Here is a 16,615-nt window from a genome sequence, read left to right as displayed (position 1 = left end):
TTCGGCTTCGGCTTCGGCTTCGGCTTCGGCTTCGGCTTCGGCTTCGGCTTCGGCTTCGGCTTCGGCTTCGGCTTCGGTGGCCGTAAATTCTGGCAATTCGGTGTAGTCGCTGTTGTAACTGTAGTCTTCGTCGATCAATTCAATATTGTCATCATCCGCTTCCACCGGAACGGTGTAGCTGACGACATCGTCGAGTTCGATCACTTCATCCAGTTCAGCGAGCGGGATTTCGTCGGTAAGCGCCGGGATCTCATCGTTGATCAGCGTACTGATCGTCACCGCTTCGGTGCTGAGCAATTCATCCAGCGCATCGTTTACCGCGTCCGGAATACCATTCAGGTTTTGGCCGGCGGCGATGGCATCGACCATATCCAGCAGTGCGATGTGGGCAGTATTGAGTGTGGCGCACACGGAGGCCGAGCAGCTGAGCTGGTCGGCGATCACGGTTTCGTAAACACTGTGGATCTTCTCGCTCAATTCCGCCATGGCTGGCAGGTAAGCGTGGGCAGCGGCCCTGGTGAGCTTGCCGAGCTCGTCCATTACCGGAATCAATTGGACAGTATCGCCGGGATCGGCTTGCCACTGGGCAATAATCTTGTCCGCGTCGAGCAGCAGGTTCATTTCCTCCGCCATAAAGATGGCGAGCAATTCCGGATCGACCGGGCGTTTGCCGCTTTCATCCAGTTCTTGCAGGCTGACCAGCGGCGCAACATGGATCTCGCGCAGTTCGTTTACGCGGGCGATAAATTGTTGCAGGCGTGGGATATCGACCGTCTCGCCTGATTCGATTTGATGCAGGGCGATTTGGGTGTAACTGACGGCATCGCGCAGCAATTGGAGGATATCGTCGTTTATATTGACATGGTATGAGCGTAGCTCTTTAGCAAAACGCTCCAGCGGCGTGGCCAACTCGGCGACTTGGGTCACCTCCGCCATATGGGCACTGCCTTTCAGGGTGTGCAGGGCGCGCTGCATGCCTTCACTGGGCGGCTCGTAAATCGGCGCTTCGGCTTCCATTCGCGCGATATAGTCTTGCACCACCTGCAAGTGGGTGAGGGCTTCGGCGCCGAAAATATCCCACAGCTGGGCATCCGGATCGTCGATATCAATATCGTCGTTGGTGGCTTCGCTGTAATTGAACCCGATGGCCTGATGTTCGCTGTAAAGCTGCGCCAGTTGGGTAACTTCTTCTTCGTCGATCAGTTCGACCTGATCTTCCAGTGATGGCACATCGTCTTCCGCCACCAGATCGAGGACTTCGTCTTCGTCGATCTCAACCACCGGCAAGTCTGCAATATCCAGCACCAGCTCTTCATCGCTGGCGCGGCCTTCGGTTTCTTCCGGCAGCGGAGCATCGTATTGCGGCTCAATTTCAGGGAGCGCGATTTCTTCTTCAACAACTTCCGATTCCAGGGCAACAGGTTCTGGCTCGATGTCTTCTTCAACTTCGAGCTCGACTGCGTGTGCAAAGTCATCCTCATCCGGTTGCGGTTCGATCAATTCTGGTTCGTCATCGTCGCTTGCGGCAACCGCATTGGCAGGAGCAGGTATGGTGCTGTGGCCCAGTTCCCCAAGCAGTGCTTCGGGCGTTTCGCCTTTGGAGAGGTCGTGGGCTTGCAGGCGATAGGTTTCAGCTTGTTCAGCATGTGGATTGGGTTGATTGTCGCGGAAGGCGGCAATCATATCGGGCAGCAACTGGCGCACTTTTTCGATGATGTGCACATGCACTGCACCGGCCACAATAGTGCGGTCGATCACGCGGTTGAGCATGTTCTCAATCGACCAAGCCAGTTCGCCGATTTCATTGGCGCCCACCATACGCCCGCTGCCTTTCAAAGTGTGGAAGGCGCGGCGGAATTCGGTGAGGGCGTTGCTATCGTCAAAATTATGCGCCCAGCGCGGAAAGTATTGGCCGATGGTTTCCGTAACTTCGGTAGCTTCTTCGATAAATATATCGATAATTTCGTCGTCGATGTCGTCGTCATCGCGTTGGATAACCGGGGCATTGGAGGTGGCGACCAGGGTTTGCTCAGGCTGCTCAGGTTCTGCAGCGTCATCTGCTTCTTGCCCGCCAAGTTCAGCAATCACTTCCTCAACGGTGATTTCTTCCACTGCATCCATCGGCGTTGTTGCGACCGGCTCTGCAAACGCCTGGCTATACGCAGAAGCCAATTCTTGCGCGACATCATCAGCCGGCGTTTGTACTTCGGCGTAGAGTGCGGCGAGTTGGACAGATTCATCCGCTGGAGATTCTTCCTCGCCAATTGCGCCTTGGTAGGCGGCAGTCAGTTGTTCTGCTGCTGCTACTTCGACTGAATTTTCGTGTTCGTCTTCACTGCGCAGTGCTTCCGGATTGGCGTCGGCAACCATGTTATCAGCAAGAGTCTTGCTCATTTTGGCCACGGAGTAACCGAGGCCGGCAACGCTTTCTTCGGCCACGCTTAACAGCAGGTCATTTTCTTCTTTACGGCCGCCGCTGCTCAGGCGCTCAAGATAGTATTCAACACTGGTGATGGCATCGGCCAAGGTATCCAGGGTGGACCACTGCGGTGTGGAATCCTGCTCCAGCAATTGCTCTTCGATAAAGCGGGCACAAGCGCCCAAAATCCGCGCCGGACGCGGCAGCGGCATTATCTCCAATCCACCGCGAATTTCGCGCAGGGTGGTCGGCACGGTTTGCAGATGCTGGCGGTTCCACTGGGAGGCGATGTATTCGATGATCGCGTCTTTGGCGTGTTCGAGGCCGTTGCGCGATTCGCGCAGTACGGATTCTTTGGCGCGGGTCAGGGTGATGTCGGAATCGTCGCCGTTACTGGTGTCCTGGCCACCTGATTCGGTCAGGGCATCGAGGGCGTTTTCCACCGAAATCAATTGGCTGGCGACCGCGAGCAATTGCTCGTCGGTGAGTTCGCTGTTGGATTCGACCACTAAGTCCAGCGCCGCGCCCTGTTCGAGTACGCGCTTGCGCAAATCACCCAGGCCGAGCACGGCCATGGTATCAGCGACACGTTTAACAATCGGCAAGGCATCGGACAAGGCAGCATGGGTGTCGCCGCCGGCGAGACAAATATCCAGACTGTCTTTAATCAGGTTCAATTCTTCTTTAAGCGCACCGACGACCGAGCGCATGGCTTCGGCATCGGGTACCGAGAGCATATTCCGGGTTTCTTCGCCGCCTTCTTTACCTTCCAGCAGGGCTTCTTCCAGATGGTAGGTTTCATAAACACGCTGCAATTGCGAGTTGGGCGGGAAACCGGGGGCATGTTTGCCCGCGCGGGCCACGTAATACAACAGGTTTTTGATCAGCTCATCGTTGGTGAAACTGTTCAGCGCTTTGTTGCCGTGTACGGCGAGCACTTTGATTTCTTTATCGAGCTGGCGCAGCAGGTTTTTAACCGCGACGCTGATTTCGATGGCATCGATTTCTATCGCTTCAACCAGTGCGAGGCAGATATCCCAGAGCGCGAAACGCGCGGTACCGTGAGTCAGCTTTTGCAGGCGCGAAAAGGCTTTTTGCAAATAGGCGAGATTTTCGTCCGGGTTCACACCGCGGATAAATCCTGACGCGGCATATTGGTACATCTGGCGCAGCTTGAGCACCATCGCCTGGAACTGCACATTATCGTGGGTTACCGGCAACCGCGCACCGGATACTTTCTTGGCCGGCGTCAGGTTGGGGACAAAGAGTTTGGTATCGGTGAGCAGGCTCTCGCCGCGTACGGCACGCAGGTCATTCAATAGCGGCAATACCACGAGCGGGTTGTCTTTGCGCGTGGCTTTGACCTGGTCGAGATACAGCGGGAATTGCAGGATAGCGCGCATCAGAACTTCTTGCGCTTCGCTGCTGTTGGCGACGCGCTCGGAGATCATCGCCTGGGTCAGTTGTTCCATTTCGCTGGCGAGCATGGCGGCGCCATAGAACTCCACCATTTGCAGGCTGCCGTGTACCTGATGGATATGAGTCAGGCAGAAGCGGATACGCGCAGCATCTTTGGGATTTTCGACATAGCTTTCGAGGGCTTGGCGCGCTTCTTTCAGCGTCTCACTGATCTCATGGATCAACCAATCCAACGCGGCAAAATTGCGATTATCTGCCATGCAGAACTTTCCTCTCGTTGTTCTCGTTTTTATCGTTCTTCACGAACGTAAGCCTGCACTTGATCATCGTCAGTGCGCTGCATTTCCGGGTGTTCCCAATCGACCACTTCGCCCAGTCCGACAATCAGCAAACCGCCCGGTTTAAGGCGTTCGACCAGGGCATTCAATACATCGCGACGCAACCAGCGACGGAAATACACCAACAGGTTTTGGCAAAAAATCACATCTACTTGCACCTGGGGTAACTGGCGTGCATGAATGATATTAGTGTGGGTAAAACAGACGCGGTCGCGCAGTTTATTCACCACTTCATAACTGCCGTCGGTACACAACTGCAGGTAGCGCTTTGCCTCGTCGGGTTTTACCTGTTCGATCCGGCGTTTGCTATAGCGGCCTTTACGACCGGCAGCCAGCGCCGACGAGCTGATATCCATCGCGGTAATGCCGTAATAGGGGCTTAGCGCGGCCAGCTCAAAACAGTCATTCACTACCATCGCCAGGGAGTAGGCTTCTTCTCCCGTGGCGCAACCCATGCTCCAGATATCAAAACTATTGTGCAGCGCCTGGTTGTTAATTTTTTGCTGGAGGTAATGGCGTACATATTCGATGGATTCGCGGTGGCGAAAAAAACTGGTTTCCTTGACTGCGATACGATCAATCAAACGTGACCATTCGAGTTTTGCTTCGATACTTTCTTCAGCAATAAATTGGAAGTAAGCGTTGTAATCCTCGTACCCCTGATCGCGCATGCGCGATGACATCTGCGATTCCAACCAGGCCTTTTGCTGGAAAACCAGCTGGATACCGGTGCGCTCCTCCAACAGTTTGCCCCATTGGAGAAACTGGTCTTCGGTGAGCGTAGGTAATGTACGTAGCGACCAGGCCATAATTACACCGGTGATGCCCGCAGTGCCGGCATCACCTCTTTATCAAGCTTTTGAAGTCTGCGAATAAAGGTCGTCATCGGGCAACAGTTCGTCGTCCAAATCGATCACTTCTGTGTTGCTGTCAAAATCCATTGCCGGTGTGCTCGCCATGGCTTTACGTGCGGCGTTAGCGCGGCCTTCTGACATATCTTCTTCCGGCAGTTTAAAACCGGCTACGGATTCACGCAGGTCGAGTGCCATCTCGGCGAGGTTACCGATCGATTGCGCGGTCGCCGAAGTACCGGCAGACGTTTGGGTAGTAATTTCCTGGATAACATTCATCGTGTTAGAGATGTGGCCCGCCGACGATGCTTGTTGGCGCGCGGCGTTGGAGATGTTCTGGATCAATTCCGCCAGGCTTGACGATACGTTTTCAATTTCTTCCAGTGCCACACCCGCATCTTGCGCGAGGCGCGCACCGCGCACCACTTCGGAGGTGGTTTGCTCCATCGAAATTACCGCTTCGTTGGTATCGTTCTGAATGGTTTTTACCAGCGCTTCGATCTGCTTGGTTGCTGCTGCTGAACGTTCCGCAAGGCGCTGAACTTCGTCTGCTACGACCGCGAACCCGCGGCCTGCGTCACCGGCCATCGATGCCTGGATTGCGGCGTTAAGTGCGAGGATGTTGGTTTGGTCCGCAATGTCGTTAATCAGGCTTACGATGTCACCGATCTCTTGTGACGATTCACCGAGGCGCTTGATACGTTTGGACGTGTCCTGGATCTGCTCACGGATGGTATCCATGCCGTTGATAGTGTTTTGTACCACTTTCGCGCCGTTACCCGCGATGGATACCGCGCGCTCCGCTACCGCTGCCGATTCGGCGGCGTTTGCCGATACCTGATCAATGGTGACCGCCATTTCGTTTACTGCGGCAGATGCCCCGGCGATTTCTTGTGCCTGGTGTTCAGATGCTTCGGCAAGGTGCAATGCAGTTTGCTGGGTCTCTTGTGCAGCAGCCGATACGTTTACTGCGGTTTCGTTGATTCGCGCTACCAGGATACGCAACTGGTCGATGGTGAAGTTAATAGAGTCAGCGATCGCACCGGTAAAGTCTTCGGTTACCGTTGCAGTCGTGGTCAGGTCACCGTCCGCGAGGTCAGCCAGTTCGTCGAGCAGACGCAAAATCGCCGTTTGGTTACGCTCGTTAGTGTCGGCAGTTTCGTCAGCGCGCTTACGTGCGCCCATATACTGGTTGAAGCCGAGATAGAACAGGGAAATCAGCGTAATTGCTGCCAGCACAATTACCACAGTGTTGTTGATGGGACGGTTATCTGCCTGCACAGCAATTTTGTCCGAAATAGTCGCGAGTGCTTGCAGCAATTGTGGTGTTTCGTTGAGCAGTGCATCACTTGCCTGACGCGCGCGGAACAGGATGGTCGAACCTTCAAACATCTTCTGGATAGAGGCGTTAACGCCTTCAAACAACTGGGTGATCCGGTCGAGGGAGGCGCGTGCACCGGAATCGGTAACGCGGCTCACACGCATGGCAGCATCACCGTCTTTCATGCCTTTCAGGATACGGCCATAGAGGTTGGCGTCGGTATTGAACTGGTCTGCGGCTGCACTTGCGTCGGCGTCACCGCGCAGCATCTTATCTACGTTACGTCCGATACGTTCGGCGCGCCAGGATTGCATTTGCGCTTCTGATACCTGCCCAGCCGGTGCTTCGGCATCGAGCAGGATTTCAACGATGTTGTTGTGCTCGCCCTGCAGGGTAGGCAGGTTGTCGTTCAACTCCTTACCAATACTGTTGAGCGATACAATCAATTCTTTGTTGGTCGCGATAGTCTGGGCGTTGTTCTTGACGCCATTCCAGATTTTATCGAACGCAGCAAAGTCTACCGCTAACGCCTGGCGGGTGCTTGGGTCACTGGTTTGGAGCGAGGCCCAGGTTGATCCCATGCTCGCTACTACACTGGTCAACTCGCCGAACGCTTTTTCATCGCCCGAAGTTGCATCCCGTGATAAGGAAGCCAACCGGTAGGCTTGCGCACGCAAGTCCGCCGTCTGTTGCAGGTAGCGCTGGTCGTTGGTTTTGCCCTGGTCGATCAGGTACAAAAATACCAATGCAGCCACAAGTGAAACCACTAGCAAGACCGAGGCAAATACCATCCCCGGTTTTGCCTTGAAGGCGGCAATCTTTGAATCAGTTTTCATCTAAGCACTCCTAACCAGCGTTCGGTTTTATTTTTTCTATCCACTGCACCTTGTGCACGAGGCATAAAGCGTCACTTTTTCTCACAATATCGTGTTGGCCTTACAGTTTTTGTATAGCTAACTCTAGGTTTTTGCCGCATTGGTAAAACGCGGATCTTCCGCCAGTAATGCCGGACGGAACAATGACCAGCACTCGCCGCCCTGCGGATAGCTGCCGGTGACAAAAGGCAAAATACTGTTTGCTACAGCGCCGGCTTGCTCGCTGTATTCATCCATGGGGAAATGCTGCATCCCGAATACCTGGTCGACGATAAGGCCGGAGTACAGGGTTTCGGTTTCAAGTATCAGTACCCGACGGTGTTTGCGTGAACCGCTGAGACGATCGCCGAAAAACATCGCCAGATCAAATAAGGGAAGTAATCTGCCGCGCACGTTGGCCACGCCTTTCACCCAGGGTTGTACACCGGGTAAGTGGGTATGGTTGGGGACTTCCAACATCTCTGATACTTCGCCGATTGGCACCACGAAATAGCTCCCCATAAGCGAAAAGCCAATGCCGCTCCAATGGGGGCGTATATCCGCCTGTGCAGGCAGACCGCGAGCGGCTGCGCGGCTGCGCTGGGCCAATGTGAGCAGAGCCTGGAAAGCGGCCTGTGGTTCTGACATAGATCTATCCGTAACTGTCGTGCATCACCATGTTGGTTCGACACAAACGCCGATTAATTCAATGGTTATTGATGATGCTTTGTTGTTATTGTCTCTCAATCATCCTTGCAGTGTTGTGAGTTTATCCTTCGGTTAGCGCAATACCTCAGCCATCGCCGCCATCAAAACATCCTGGGTGATGGGCTTGGATAAATAGGCTTTCGCGCCCTGACGCATACCCCAAACGCGGTCAGTTTGCTGATCTTTGGTCGTCACGATAATGACGGGAATATGTGCAGTTTCCGGTGTTTTAGTCAGTTGGCGGGTTGCCTGGAAGCCGTTGAGACCGGGCATTACCACATCCATCAGGACCACATCAGGCAATTCTTTCTGCGCCATCACGATACCGGCTTCACCATTGTCGGCAGTCAATACGACGTGGCCGTTCTTTTCCAACATACTGGTGAGTTTGTAGGTCTCGGTAGGTGAGTCGTCGATAATCAATACTCTGGCCATAAATGCTCCAAAAACAAATAAGTGTTCCGCAGGCAGTGCGGTGAATTGTTTAGACAGTCCTTTGGAACTTGATCCGGAACTACTACCTGAGTGTAGTCGTGCGCTAGCCGCACACCAGTAATAGTCGCCCCCCAGCGGGCGCGAGCCTGTTAAGAGGCTTTGAGATGCTTGACGTGCGCTTCAATCGCACCGAGCAGCTCGCTTTTGCTAAAGGGCTTGGTGAGGTATTGGTCGGAGCCGACAATACGCCCTTTGGCTTTGTCAAACAGACCGTCTTTACTGGAAAGCATAATGACCGGGGTGGTCTTGAATTCGCTGTTGTTCTTGATCAGTGCACAGGTTTGATAGCCATCGAGGCGTGGCATCATGATGTCCACAAAAATAATATCCGGACGGGTATCGGCAATTTTCGCCAGGGCATCAAAGCCATCGGTGGCGGTAATCACCATACAGCCCGCTTTTTTAAGCAGCGTTTCAGCCGTGCGACGGATGGTCTTGCTGTCATCTATAACCATCACTTTGAGGCTTTCGTAAGTTACTTCCATACTCTGACCTTGCCTTTTGTTATTGCGTAATTGCCAGATATACACGTTGATTGGTTTGAAACCTTGGTACCACGTGGAGCTTGGTGCGCTATCACTCATTAAAGCGAGCGTCAAAATAACGCCACCCATGAAAAGCGAACTTTTAACACAGTTTTTAACGTTGCGCCATAACTAGTTGAATATATGAGCAATCTGTACGGTTTTCGATTTTTTTAGATCGCTTTAATCTGTCCGCAATATTCTTGCTTTAATTGCCTTCAGGACTTAACTTTAGCCCGCCCTTGCCGGTCCGGCAATTTTTTAAGCGACTTATATAGTGGTTAACCTGTATTACTTATTAGAGTGAATTATATGGCTATCTCCCTCGGTGTGGTTATGGATCCTATTGCGGATATCAAATTCTACAAGGACACCACGCTGGCATTGCTATTGGCGGCCCAGGAGCGCGGCTGGGATCTGCACTACATGGAGCAGAAAGACCTGTACCTGTTGCAGGGCGAAGCACGCGCCAATACCCGCAATCTGTTTGTAGCGGATAACGGTGACAATTGGTACGAATTGGGTCTGCATGAAGATAAAAAGTTGGGTGATCTGGATGTCATCCTCATGCGCAAAGACCCTCCGTTTGATAACGAATATATCTACAGTACCTACATCCTCGAAGCAGCCCAAAACCAGGGCGCCCTGGTGGTTAACGATCCGCGCAGCCTGCGCGATTGCAATGAAAAAATCTTCGCTACCCAATTCCCGCAGTGCTGTCCGCCCGTGTTGGTCAGCCGCGATATGCCGCGTTTGCGCGAGTTTCACCGTAATCAGGGCGATGTCATTTTCAAACCGCTTGATGGCATGGGTGGTAGTCGTATTTTCCGCTGCCGCCAGGACGATCCCAATGTCGGGGTAATCCTCGAAACCTTAACTGAATTTGGCCAACAGCTGATCATGGCGCAGCGTTATATTCCCGCAATCATTGAAGGTGACAAGCGCATTCTGGTGATTGATGGCGAGCCGGTGCCTTATTGTCTCGCGCGCATTCCGGCGCAAGGTGAAACGCGTGGCAATTTGGCGGCAGGTGGCACCGGTGTGGCGCAACCCTTGACTGATCAGGATTACTGGATTGTTGAGCAAGTAGCGCCAGCGCTAACAGCCAAAGGCCTGATGTTTGTCGGCCTTGATGTGATCGGTGAATACCTGACCGAAATTAATGTGACCAGCCCCACTTGTGCACGTGAAATTGATAAAGCCTACGGCACCGGAATTGGGTCACGGCTAATTGATGCCATAGAGCGTAAATTAGCGGCGCAATAATCCACGAAAAGGTCGTGCACTTGAGCTGCAAGATCAGCTTGGCTCTTAAATAAGATAGAAGTAAAGACAGAGTAGATGTAATGAATCAGGCAATTGCCTTGGAAGAAGAGAATCTCGCCAAGCCGCCGGTTGATACCGGTGATCGCTTGAGTTTTACCTTTTTTTTAGCCGTGGTAGTGCATGCATTACTGATTCTTGGCGTCACCTTCAAACTGCCTGAGCGCAGTAATACCTCGCAAACCATAGAAATCACCCTGGCGACGCATAAGTCGCTGCACGCTCCGGAAAATGCCGATTTTCTTGCCCAGCACAATCAGGAGGCGAGCGGCACACTCGACGAGGCCAAGCAGCTCACCACCGAGCGGCAATCCGAGTTTGCCGATACCCAAGTGCGCGATGTAAATCCGGTGCCGCAACAGCAGGCTGCATCCGCCCGGCAAATCAAAGAGCAACAAGTGCTCACTACAACAGTCAAAAGTACCCAGCTGGCGCAGGCGAAATTGAAGCCGGATGAGCAAATAGAGCGCAGCCCGCAAGAGGGAATGGCAAAAGACCAGCCATTGATTTCAGCCGAGATCGCCAGCCTGCAGGCCAAGCTTGATAAACAGCGGCAGGAATATGCCAAGCGACCACGCGTACGCACCTTAACATCTGTTTCGACCAAAGAATCCTTCGATGCCAAATACCTGCATGAATGGAGCAGCAAGATTGAACAGGTGGGCAACCGCAATTATCCCAAGGAGGCACTGAGCCGCCATATCACCGGTAATCTGCGTCTGTCGGTGGTAATCAATCCCGACGGCACTATTTATGAAATCAAAGTGCTGCAATCATCCGGCCAGCGTATTCTCGATGACGCGGCCCGTCAGATAGTTCGCCTGGCATCTCCCTTTGCCAGTTTTCCTGCGGAGATTCGTAAACAAGCGGACCGTTTGCAGATTATTCGCACCTGGAATTTTGAGATCGCCGGCACCAACTCCTTGATCACCACCTCCGCTAATTAATAAAAAGTTATTAATAAATTTATCGCTCTCGCTTGTTTTAGCCCTGATTGGCCTCATACTGAATCCATGACTGAAAATAACTCCCTCCCTACTGATTACGATGAGCTTATCCCAGGCAGTTTGCGCGACCATTTTCTTATCGCCATGCCAGGTTTGAACGATTCATCTTTTGCCCACACAGTGACTTACATTTGTGAGCACAGTGACAAGGGTGCTATGGGGGTGGTTATTAATTCTGCTACACCCATGTTGCTCAAAGAAATCTTTATGCAAATGGACCTGAATGATGTCGCCAATCAGGGCGAGCAGATCGTCATGAGCGGTGGCCCGGTACAGCCGGAGCGCGGATTTGTGTTGCATTCCAACGAAACCAAATGGCAGTCCACCCTGGAAGTGTCTTCGGATATTTGTCTCACGGCATCGCGCGATATTATCGCTGCTATGGCTGAGGGCCGCGGTCCCAAGCACTGTTTAATTGCGCTCGGTTACGCGGGGTGGGGCGAGGGACAATTGGAAGCGGAAATTGCCGCCAATAGTTGGCTCACAGTACCGGCGAGCAAAGATATTATTTTCAATACACCGTTTGAAGAGCGCTGGACCAGCGCAGCGCAAGCCTTGGGTATTGATGTCAATTTAATTTCCAGTACTGCCGGTCACGCCTGATTATTTCAACAACTACTGCCAGCGCGACTTAATCCTGATTACCACTATGATCAAAACCCTGCTTACCTTTGACTACGGTACCAAAAATATTGGTGTCGCTTCCGGCCAGATGATTACGCGTTCGGCCAATTCACAACCACCGCTAAAAGCAAAAGACGGTATTCCCGATTGGAACCAAATTGAAAAACTATTGAAAGACTGGCAGCCTGATTTGGTGTTAGTGGGGTTGCCACTCAATATGGATGAAAGCGAAAGTGAACTCAGCGTACGCGCGCGAAAATTCGCCAACCGTTTGCATGGCCGCTTCGGTGTGAAGGTAGAAATGGTGGATGAGCGTTTAAGCAGTTTTGAAGCAAAAAGTGAAGTGATGGAACGCGGCGGATCGCGCGATTACAAAAATAATCCTGTCGATTCGATTGCGGCGCGGTTGATTCTTGAGGGATGGTTTCAACGACAGTAATGCTAAACGGCAAAAATGTTCAATCATCCCAAGTTGATATCAATTACTATCCTATATAGAAATCTGCTGCGCATCCCAGCGTAGCGTTAAAAAAGCGACACAACATTTTTTCATGGAAATGAAGAGAGGTTTAAATGTCTTCCTCACAATTATATAAACCAAAAGATAACTCTGATACCAGTCAGTCTAGCTCGAATTTCCAGAGCTCAGTCATTGCTGATAACCGCAGTTCTACCAAAACACAATTACAACTTCAGCAGTTAATGCATAACTCCCCACAATCAGTTGCGCAGCGTGCACGACAAGTTGCACCAGGCACCGCGCCTGTTTTGCAGAACAAATTAATCGAGGAAGACGATAGCGACACTGCATTATTAAGTAATGCTGATAACGTAGCCCAAATGGCTATAGGAAAAAATAAAAAACGCCCACGTAAATCAAAAAAAATGACTAAAAACCCGTATGGCGGGTGCCTCTTTAATGTGCACCCGCTTACGGTAAAAAACGCGGTTTTTTTTGACCGCCCACCTAGTAATTCACGTCTTGGCCAGGGTGATCATGTCGTATCTTATACATTGATTACCCAGACAGTTGCCACATCGGTAAATGGTAAGGCGTTGGATGTTGCTGGTGCGGCACTTGCTGAACTTCTAGGCGCCGCAAAAGCGTTTGTGGGTCCGGGAGCAATAAATAAATGGTGGCATGACAATGTAGATAATTTGATTGGCAGGCTTAATGGAATTGACCCTGCCGGCGACGAAGATGCTGCCAAGTTGTCAATAAACCGAGGTGTAAATGATTTGCTTTTCCTTTTAAATACCATGCCTGGCACTGCTATGAAAAATAAAAAGTCGACCAAAGGCCATGGAGAAGGTGGTTCTAAAGGGGGTATTTATCATGCGGAGCAACAGGTGAAAGCGGGTAGGGTCTTGACGGGAAATATATGGGTAAATGTTTTAAATCTTTTTGATGGCGCAGCAGACAAAAGCCTGATGCAAAATGCGGCGAAACTGGATGATAAACTGGCGTGGTTGATGGCACTTTTTTCCCGTGCGGCACCGACAGTCTATAATCTTATACAAAACAATGATCTGACCTTACTACCGAATACAGACCTTGCAGGAGCGGTAAACCAGAAATTCTCCACTATAGATGCCCTTGGAATATGGGCATCTATTCAAGCATGGATAGACAGCTAATGATTCGGCAAATAACTAATACGATAATTTAAAACAATCATTCCAAATAAGTCGTCTTCGATCGATCCCATACAAATCAAAACATCTTGCCGCGATTATTGTGTTCATCGCTTTGGATCGACAAGCTATCAGCCGCATGCGACAAATAATTTGCATCGGTTTCTGAGCCGAGTTTGATCATCAAACGCAAATCGTTCGGTGAGTCGGCGTGCAACAGGGCATCTTCGTAAGTGATTTCGCCGTTATCGTAAAGTGCATAAAGCGCTTGGTCGAATGTCTGCATGCCCAACTCGGTGGAGCGCTTCATCAACTCTTTTAAATCCGATACTTCACCTTTGCGAATCAAATCCTGCGCGAGCGGGGTATTGATCATAATTTCCAAACACGCGCGACGGCCGTTACCATCCGGTGTGGGAATCAATTGTTGTGCAACAATGGCTTTGAGGTTGAGCGATAAATCCATCCACAATTGGCGATGGCGATCGGCAGGGAAAAAGTGAATGATACGGTCGAGCGCCTGGTTGGCGTTGTTGGCGTGGAGTGTACACAGACACAGGTGGCCGGTTTCGGCAAACGCAATGGCGTGATCCATGGTTTCGCGCGAGCGGACCTCGCCGATCAAAATAACATCGGGTGCCTGGCGCAGGGTGTTTTTCAGGGCGACTTCAAATGATTCGGTATCAATACCCACTTCGCGCTGGGTGATAATGCAGCCCTGGTGTTGGTGGATAAATTCAATCGGGTCTTCAATGGAAATAATATGGCCCTTCGAATTTTGGTTGCGATGGCCAATCATCGACGCCAGCGAGGTGGATTTACCGGTGCCGGTTGCGCCCACAAAAATAATCAGGCCGCGTTTGGTCATCGCCAATTCTTTTACAATTTCCGGTAGGCCCAGTTCATCGATTTGCGGGATTTTGGTTTCGATGCGACGCAATACCATACCGGCTAAATTGCGCTGGTAAAATGCACTGGCGCGGAAACGGCCGATACCGCGTGCACTCACCGCAAAATTCAATTCTTTCTTTTCAATAAATTCACTGCGCTGTTTTTCGTTCATCACGCTCAGTACCAGCTCGCGCGCTTTTTCCGGCGCAAGCGGTGTGGCGGTGACCGGCACCACTTTGCCGTGGACTTTGATCGAAGGCGGCACGCCGGCGGTGATAAATAAATCCGATGCGCCCTTTTCTACCATCAAGGATAATAACCGATCAAAATCCATAACAATGCACCTAAAAAATTATTGAAAAATTGTGCTGCGAAAATAAAACAGGATTAAAAATTCTCAGGAAACTTGGCTTTCGATTTCGCTGCGTCGCGGCTGACGATACGGCGCGCAACCAGATCCGCCAAACACTGGTCCATGGTCTGCATACCGAGCGATGCACCGGTCTGTATTGCCGAATACATCTGCGCCACTTTATCTTCGCGGATCAGGTTACGGATCGCTGAAGTTCCGCGCATAATTTCGTGGGCAGCAACACGGCCGCCGCCGTTCTTTTTCATCAGGGTTTGCGAGATTACCGCCTGCAAGGATTCCGACAACATTGAGCGCACCATGGATTTTTCATTCGCCGGGAATACGTCCACGATACGGTCGATGGTTTTTGCCGCGGAGGTGGTGTGCAAGGTACCGAACACCAGGTGGCCGGTTTCTGCTGCGGTCAGTGCCAGGCGGATAGTTTCCAGGTCGCGCATCTCACCGACCAGGATGATATCCGGGTCTTCACGCAGTGCCGAGCGCAGTGCTTCGTTAAAGCCATGGGTATCGCGGTGTACTTCGCGTTGGTTTACCAGGCATTTTTTCGATTCGTGTACGAATTCGATCGGGTCTTCGATGGTAAGTACGTGTTCGTATTTGTTGTCGTTGATGTAGTCGATCATTGCCGCGAGGGTAGTGGATTTGCCCGAACCGGTCGGCCCGGTTACCAGCACCAGGCCGCGCGGTACAGCACAGATATCGCGGAATACATTGCCCATTCCCAGCTCTTCCATAGTCAGTACTTTGGAGGGAATGGTACGGAATACGGCGCCGGCGCCGCGGTTCTGGTTAAAGGCGTTGACGCGGAAACGGGCTACGCCGGGCACTTCAAACGAAAAGTCGGTTTCCAGAAATTCTTCGTAGTCCTTGCGCTGCTTGTCATTCATAATGTCGTAGATCAAGCCGTGTACCTGCTTGTGTTCCATCGGCGGCAGGTTGATACGGCGCACATCGCCATCGACCCGGATCATGGGCGGCAGGCCCGCCGAGAGGTGTAAGTCAGATGCGCCTTGTTTGGCGCTAAAGGCCAGGAGTTCGGTTATATCCATCAGAGCAACCTTTTTTATTCATCCGCACAGCAGACTTTTAGTGATCATTAATAACGATATGCACAAGATAGACGACAAGCTCGCGAAAGTCACCGCACGAATTCACCAAGCCGCCCTTGCCGCCGGACGAAATCCGCAAACTGTGCAGTTGATCGCCGTCAGCAAAACCCAACCCGCTGCCGCAGTAGCCGAAGCCTATGCCTGGGGGCAACACGCGTTCGGTGAAAACTACCTGCAGGAGGCGCTCGATAAGCAAGCCGTCCTGCAAACCTTGCCCGAACTTGAGTGGTGCGCTATTGAATGGCACTTTATTGGCCCCATCCAATCCAACAAAACTCGCCCTATCGCGGCGCACTTTGACTGGGTGCATTCGGTCGACCGGTTGAAAATCGCCCAGCGCCTGCACGAACAGCGCCCGGACGACCTGCCGCCACTTAATATCTGTGTGCAAGTGAATATAGACGATGAATCCACCAAGTCGGGGATATCGCTGGCCGATTTACCGGAACTGGCGGCGGCGATCTGTCTTTTGTCACGGTTACGGTTGCGCGGGTTGATGGCAATTCCCGCCGCCACTAACAATCCCGCGCAACAGCGCGCGGCATTTGCTAAATTGCGCAACGCACTCACCGCTTTAAATGCGCAGGGTTTTGCACTTGATTGCCTATCTATGGGCATGTCGGGCGATTTGGAGGCCGCGATTGCAGAAGGCGCTACTTTTGTCCGCGTCGGCACGGATATTTTTGGTTCGCGTACCGGTGTTGCAGCGACAACGCAGTAATTT

Annotated in this window: 14 protein-coding genes; 6 read left to right on the top strand and 8 right to left on the bottom strand. The window is 52.0% G+C overall.

Annotated features, from left to right (window positions below; all coding sequences use genetic code 11):
- From AC1RJL_RS15345 to pilG, 6 genes are all read right to left on the bottom strand, one after another.
- A partial coding sequence (locus AC1RJL_RS15345) for an Hpt domain-containing protein (protein WP_492915544.1) occupies positions 1–4,098 on the bottom strand: 4,098 nt, incomplete at its 3' end.
- A gap of 29 nt (positions 4,099–4,127) precedes the next feature.
- Entirely contained in the window at positions 4,128–4,985 is an 858-nt protein-coding gene (locus tag AC1RJL_RS15340) for a CheR family methyltransferase (protein WP_492915542.1), read from the bottom strand.
- A 42-nt stretch (positions 4,986–5,027) separates the two neighbouring features.
- Entirely contained in the window at positions 5,028–7,184 is a 2,157-nt protein-coding gene (locus AC1RJL_RS15335) for a methyl-accepting chemotaxis protein (protein ID WP_492915540.1), read from the bottom strand.
- A gap of 123 nt (positions 7,185–7,307) precedes the next feature.
- Positions 7,308–7,850 carry a chemotaxis protein CheW gene (locus AC1RJL_RS15330; RefSeq protein ID WP_492915538.1) on the bottom strand — a complete coding sequence of 181 codons (543 nt, stop codon included), beginning with the start codon at positions 7,848–7,850 and terminating at the stop codon, positions 7,308–7,310.
- A 132-nt stretch (positions 7,851–7,982) separates the two neighbouring features.
- The gene (pilH, locus tag AC1RJL_RS15325) at positions 7,983–8,345 is read right to left on the bottom strand and encodes a twitching motility response regulator PilH (protein WP_435784741.1); all 363 of its coding nucleotides are present in this window, start codon (positions 8,343–8,345) and stop codon (positions 7,983–7,985) included.
- Between the two features lie 149 nt (positions 8,346–8,494).
- Positions 8,495–8,890 carry a twitching motility response regulator PilG gene (gene pilG / locus AC1RJL_RS15320; RefSeq protein ID WP_007639219.1) on the bottom strand — a complete coding sequence of 132 codons (396 nt, stop codon included), beginning with the start codon at positions 8,888–8,890 and terminating at the stop codon, positions 8,495–8,497.
- A gap of 351 nt (positions 8,891–9,241) precedes the next feature.
- Here pilG and gshB point away from each other — a divergent pair, with 351 nt between their 5' ends.
- From gshB to AC1RJL_RS15295, 5 genes are all read left to right on the top strand, one after another.
- Complete coding sequence (gene gshB / locus AC1RJL_RS15315) at positions 9,242–10,195, top strand: glutathione synthase (RefSeq protein ID WP_492915535.1); 954 nt, start codon at positions 9,242–9,244, stop codon at positions 10,193–10,195.
- 80 nt (positions 10,196–10,275) lie between these two features.
- Complete coding sequence (locus tag AC1RJL_RS15310) at positions 10,276–11,199, top strand: energy transducer TonB (RefSeq protein ID WP_492915533.1); 924 nt, start codon at positions 10,276–10,278, stop codon at positions 11,197–11,199.
- A gap of 66 nt (positions 11,200–11,265) precedes the next feature.
- Entirely contained in the window at positions 11,266–11,862 is a 597-nt protein-coding gene (locus AC1RJL_RS15305; protein ID WP_492915531.1) for a YqgE/AlgH family protein, read from the top strand.
- 46 nt (positions 11,863–11,908) lie between these two features.
- Positions 11,909–12,322 carry a Holliday junction resolvase RuvX gene (gene ruvX, locus AC1RJL_RS15300; RefSeq protein WP_492915529.1) on the top strand — a complete coding sequence of 138 codons (414 nt, stop codon included), beginning with the start codon at positions 11,909–11,911 and terminating at the stop codon, positions 12,320–12,322.
- Positions 12,323–12,456: 134 nt separating this feature from the next.
- Positions 12,457–13,521: a hypothetical protein gene (locus tag AC1RJL_RS15295; protein WP_492915527.1), complete on the top strand. Its 1,065-nt coding sequence runs from the start codon at positions 12,457–12,459 to the stop codon at positions 13,519–13,521.
- A 76-nt stretch (positions 13,522–13,597) separates the two neighbouring features.
- On the opposite strand, the gene AC1RJL_RS15290 is transcribed toward AC1RJL_RS15295, so the two are convergent.
- A complete protein-coding gene (locus AC1RJL_RS15290) occupies positions 13,598–14,743 on the bottom strand; it encodes a PilT/PilU family type 4a pilus ATPase (protein ID WP_492915525.1) in 1,146 nt (381 codons plus the stop codon).
- Between the two features lie 53 nt (positions 14,744–14,796).
- Positions 14,797–15,831 (bottom strand): type IV pilus twitching motility protein PilT, encoded by a 1,035-nt coding sequence (locus tag AC1RJL_RS15285; RefSeq protein ID WP_435784747.1) that lies wholly within the window; start codon positions 15,829–15,831, stop codon positions 14,797–14,799.
- Between the two features lie 58 nt (positions 15,832–15,889).
- Here AC1RJL_RS15285 and AC1RJL_RS15280 point away from each other — a divergent pair, with 58 nt between their 5' ends.
- The gene (locus AC1RJL_RS15280; protein ID WP_492915721.1) at positions 15,890–16,612 is read left to right on the top strand and encodes a YggS family pyridoxal phosphate-dependent enzyme; all 723 of its coding nucleotides are present in this window, start codon (positions 15,890–15,892) and stop codon (positions 16,610–16,612) included.
- The last annotated feature ends 3 nt before the right edge of the window (positions 16,613–16,615 follow it).

The organism is Cellvibrio sp. GW822-FHT04B05, assembly GCF_058800985.1.
Note: the sequence above shows the minus strand (reverse complement) of the source record. Positions and strands in the feature narration are given on the sequence as shown.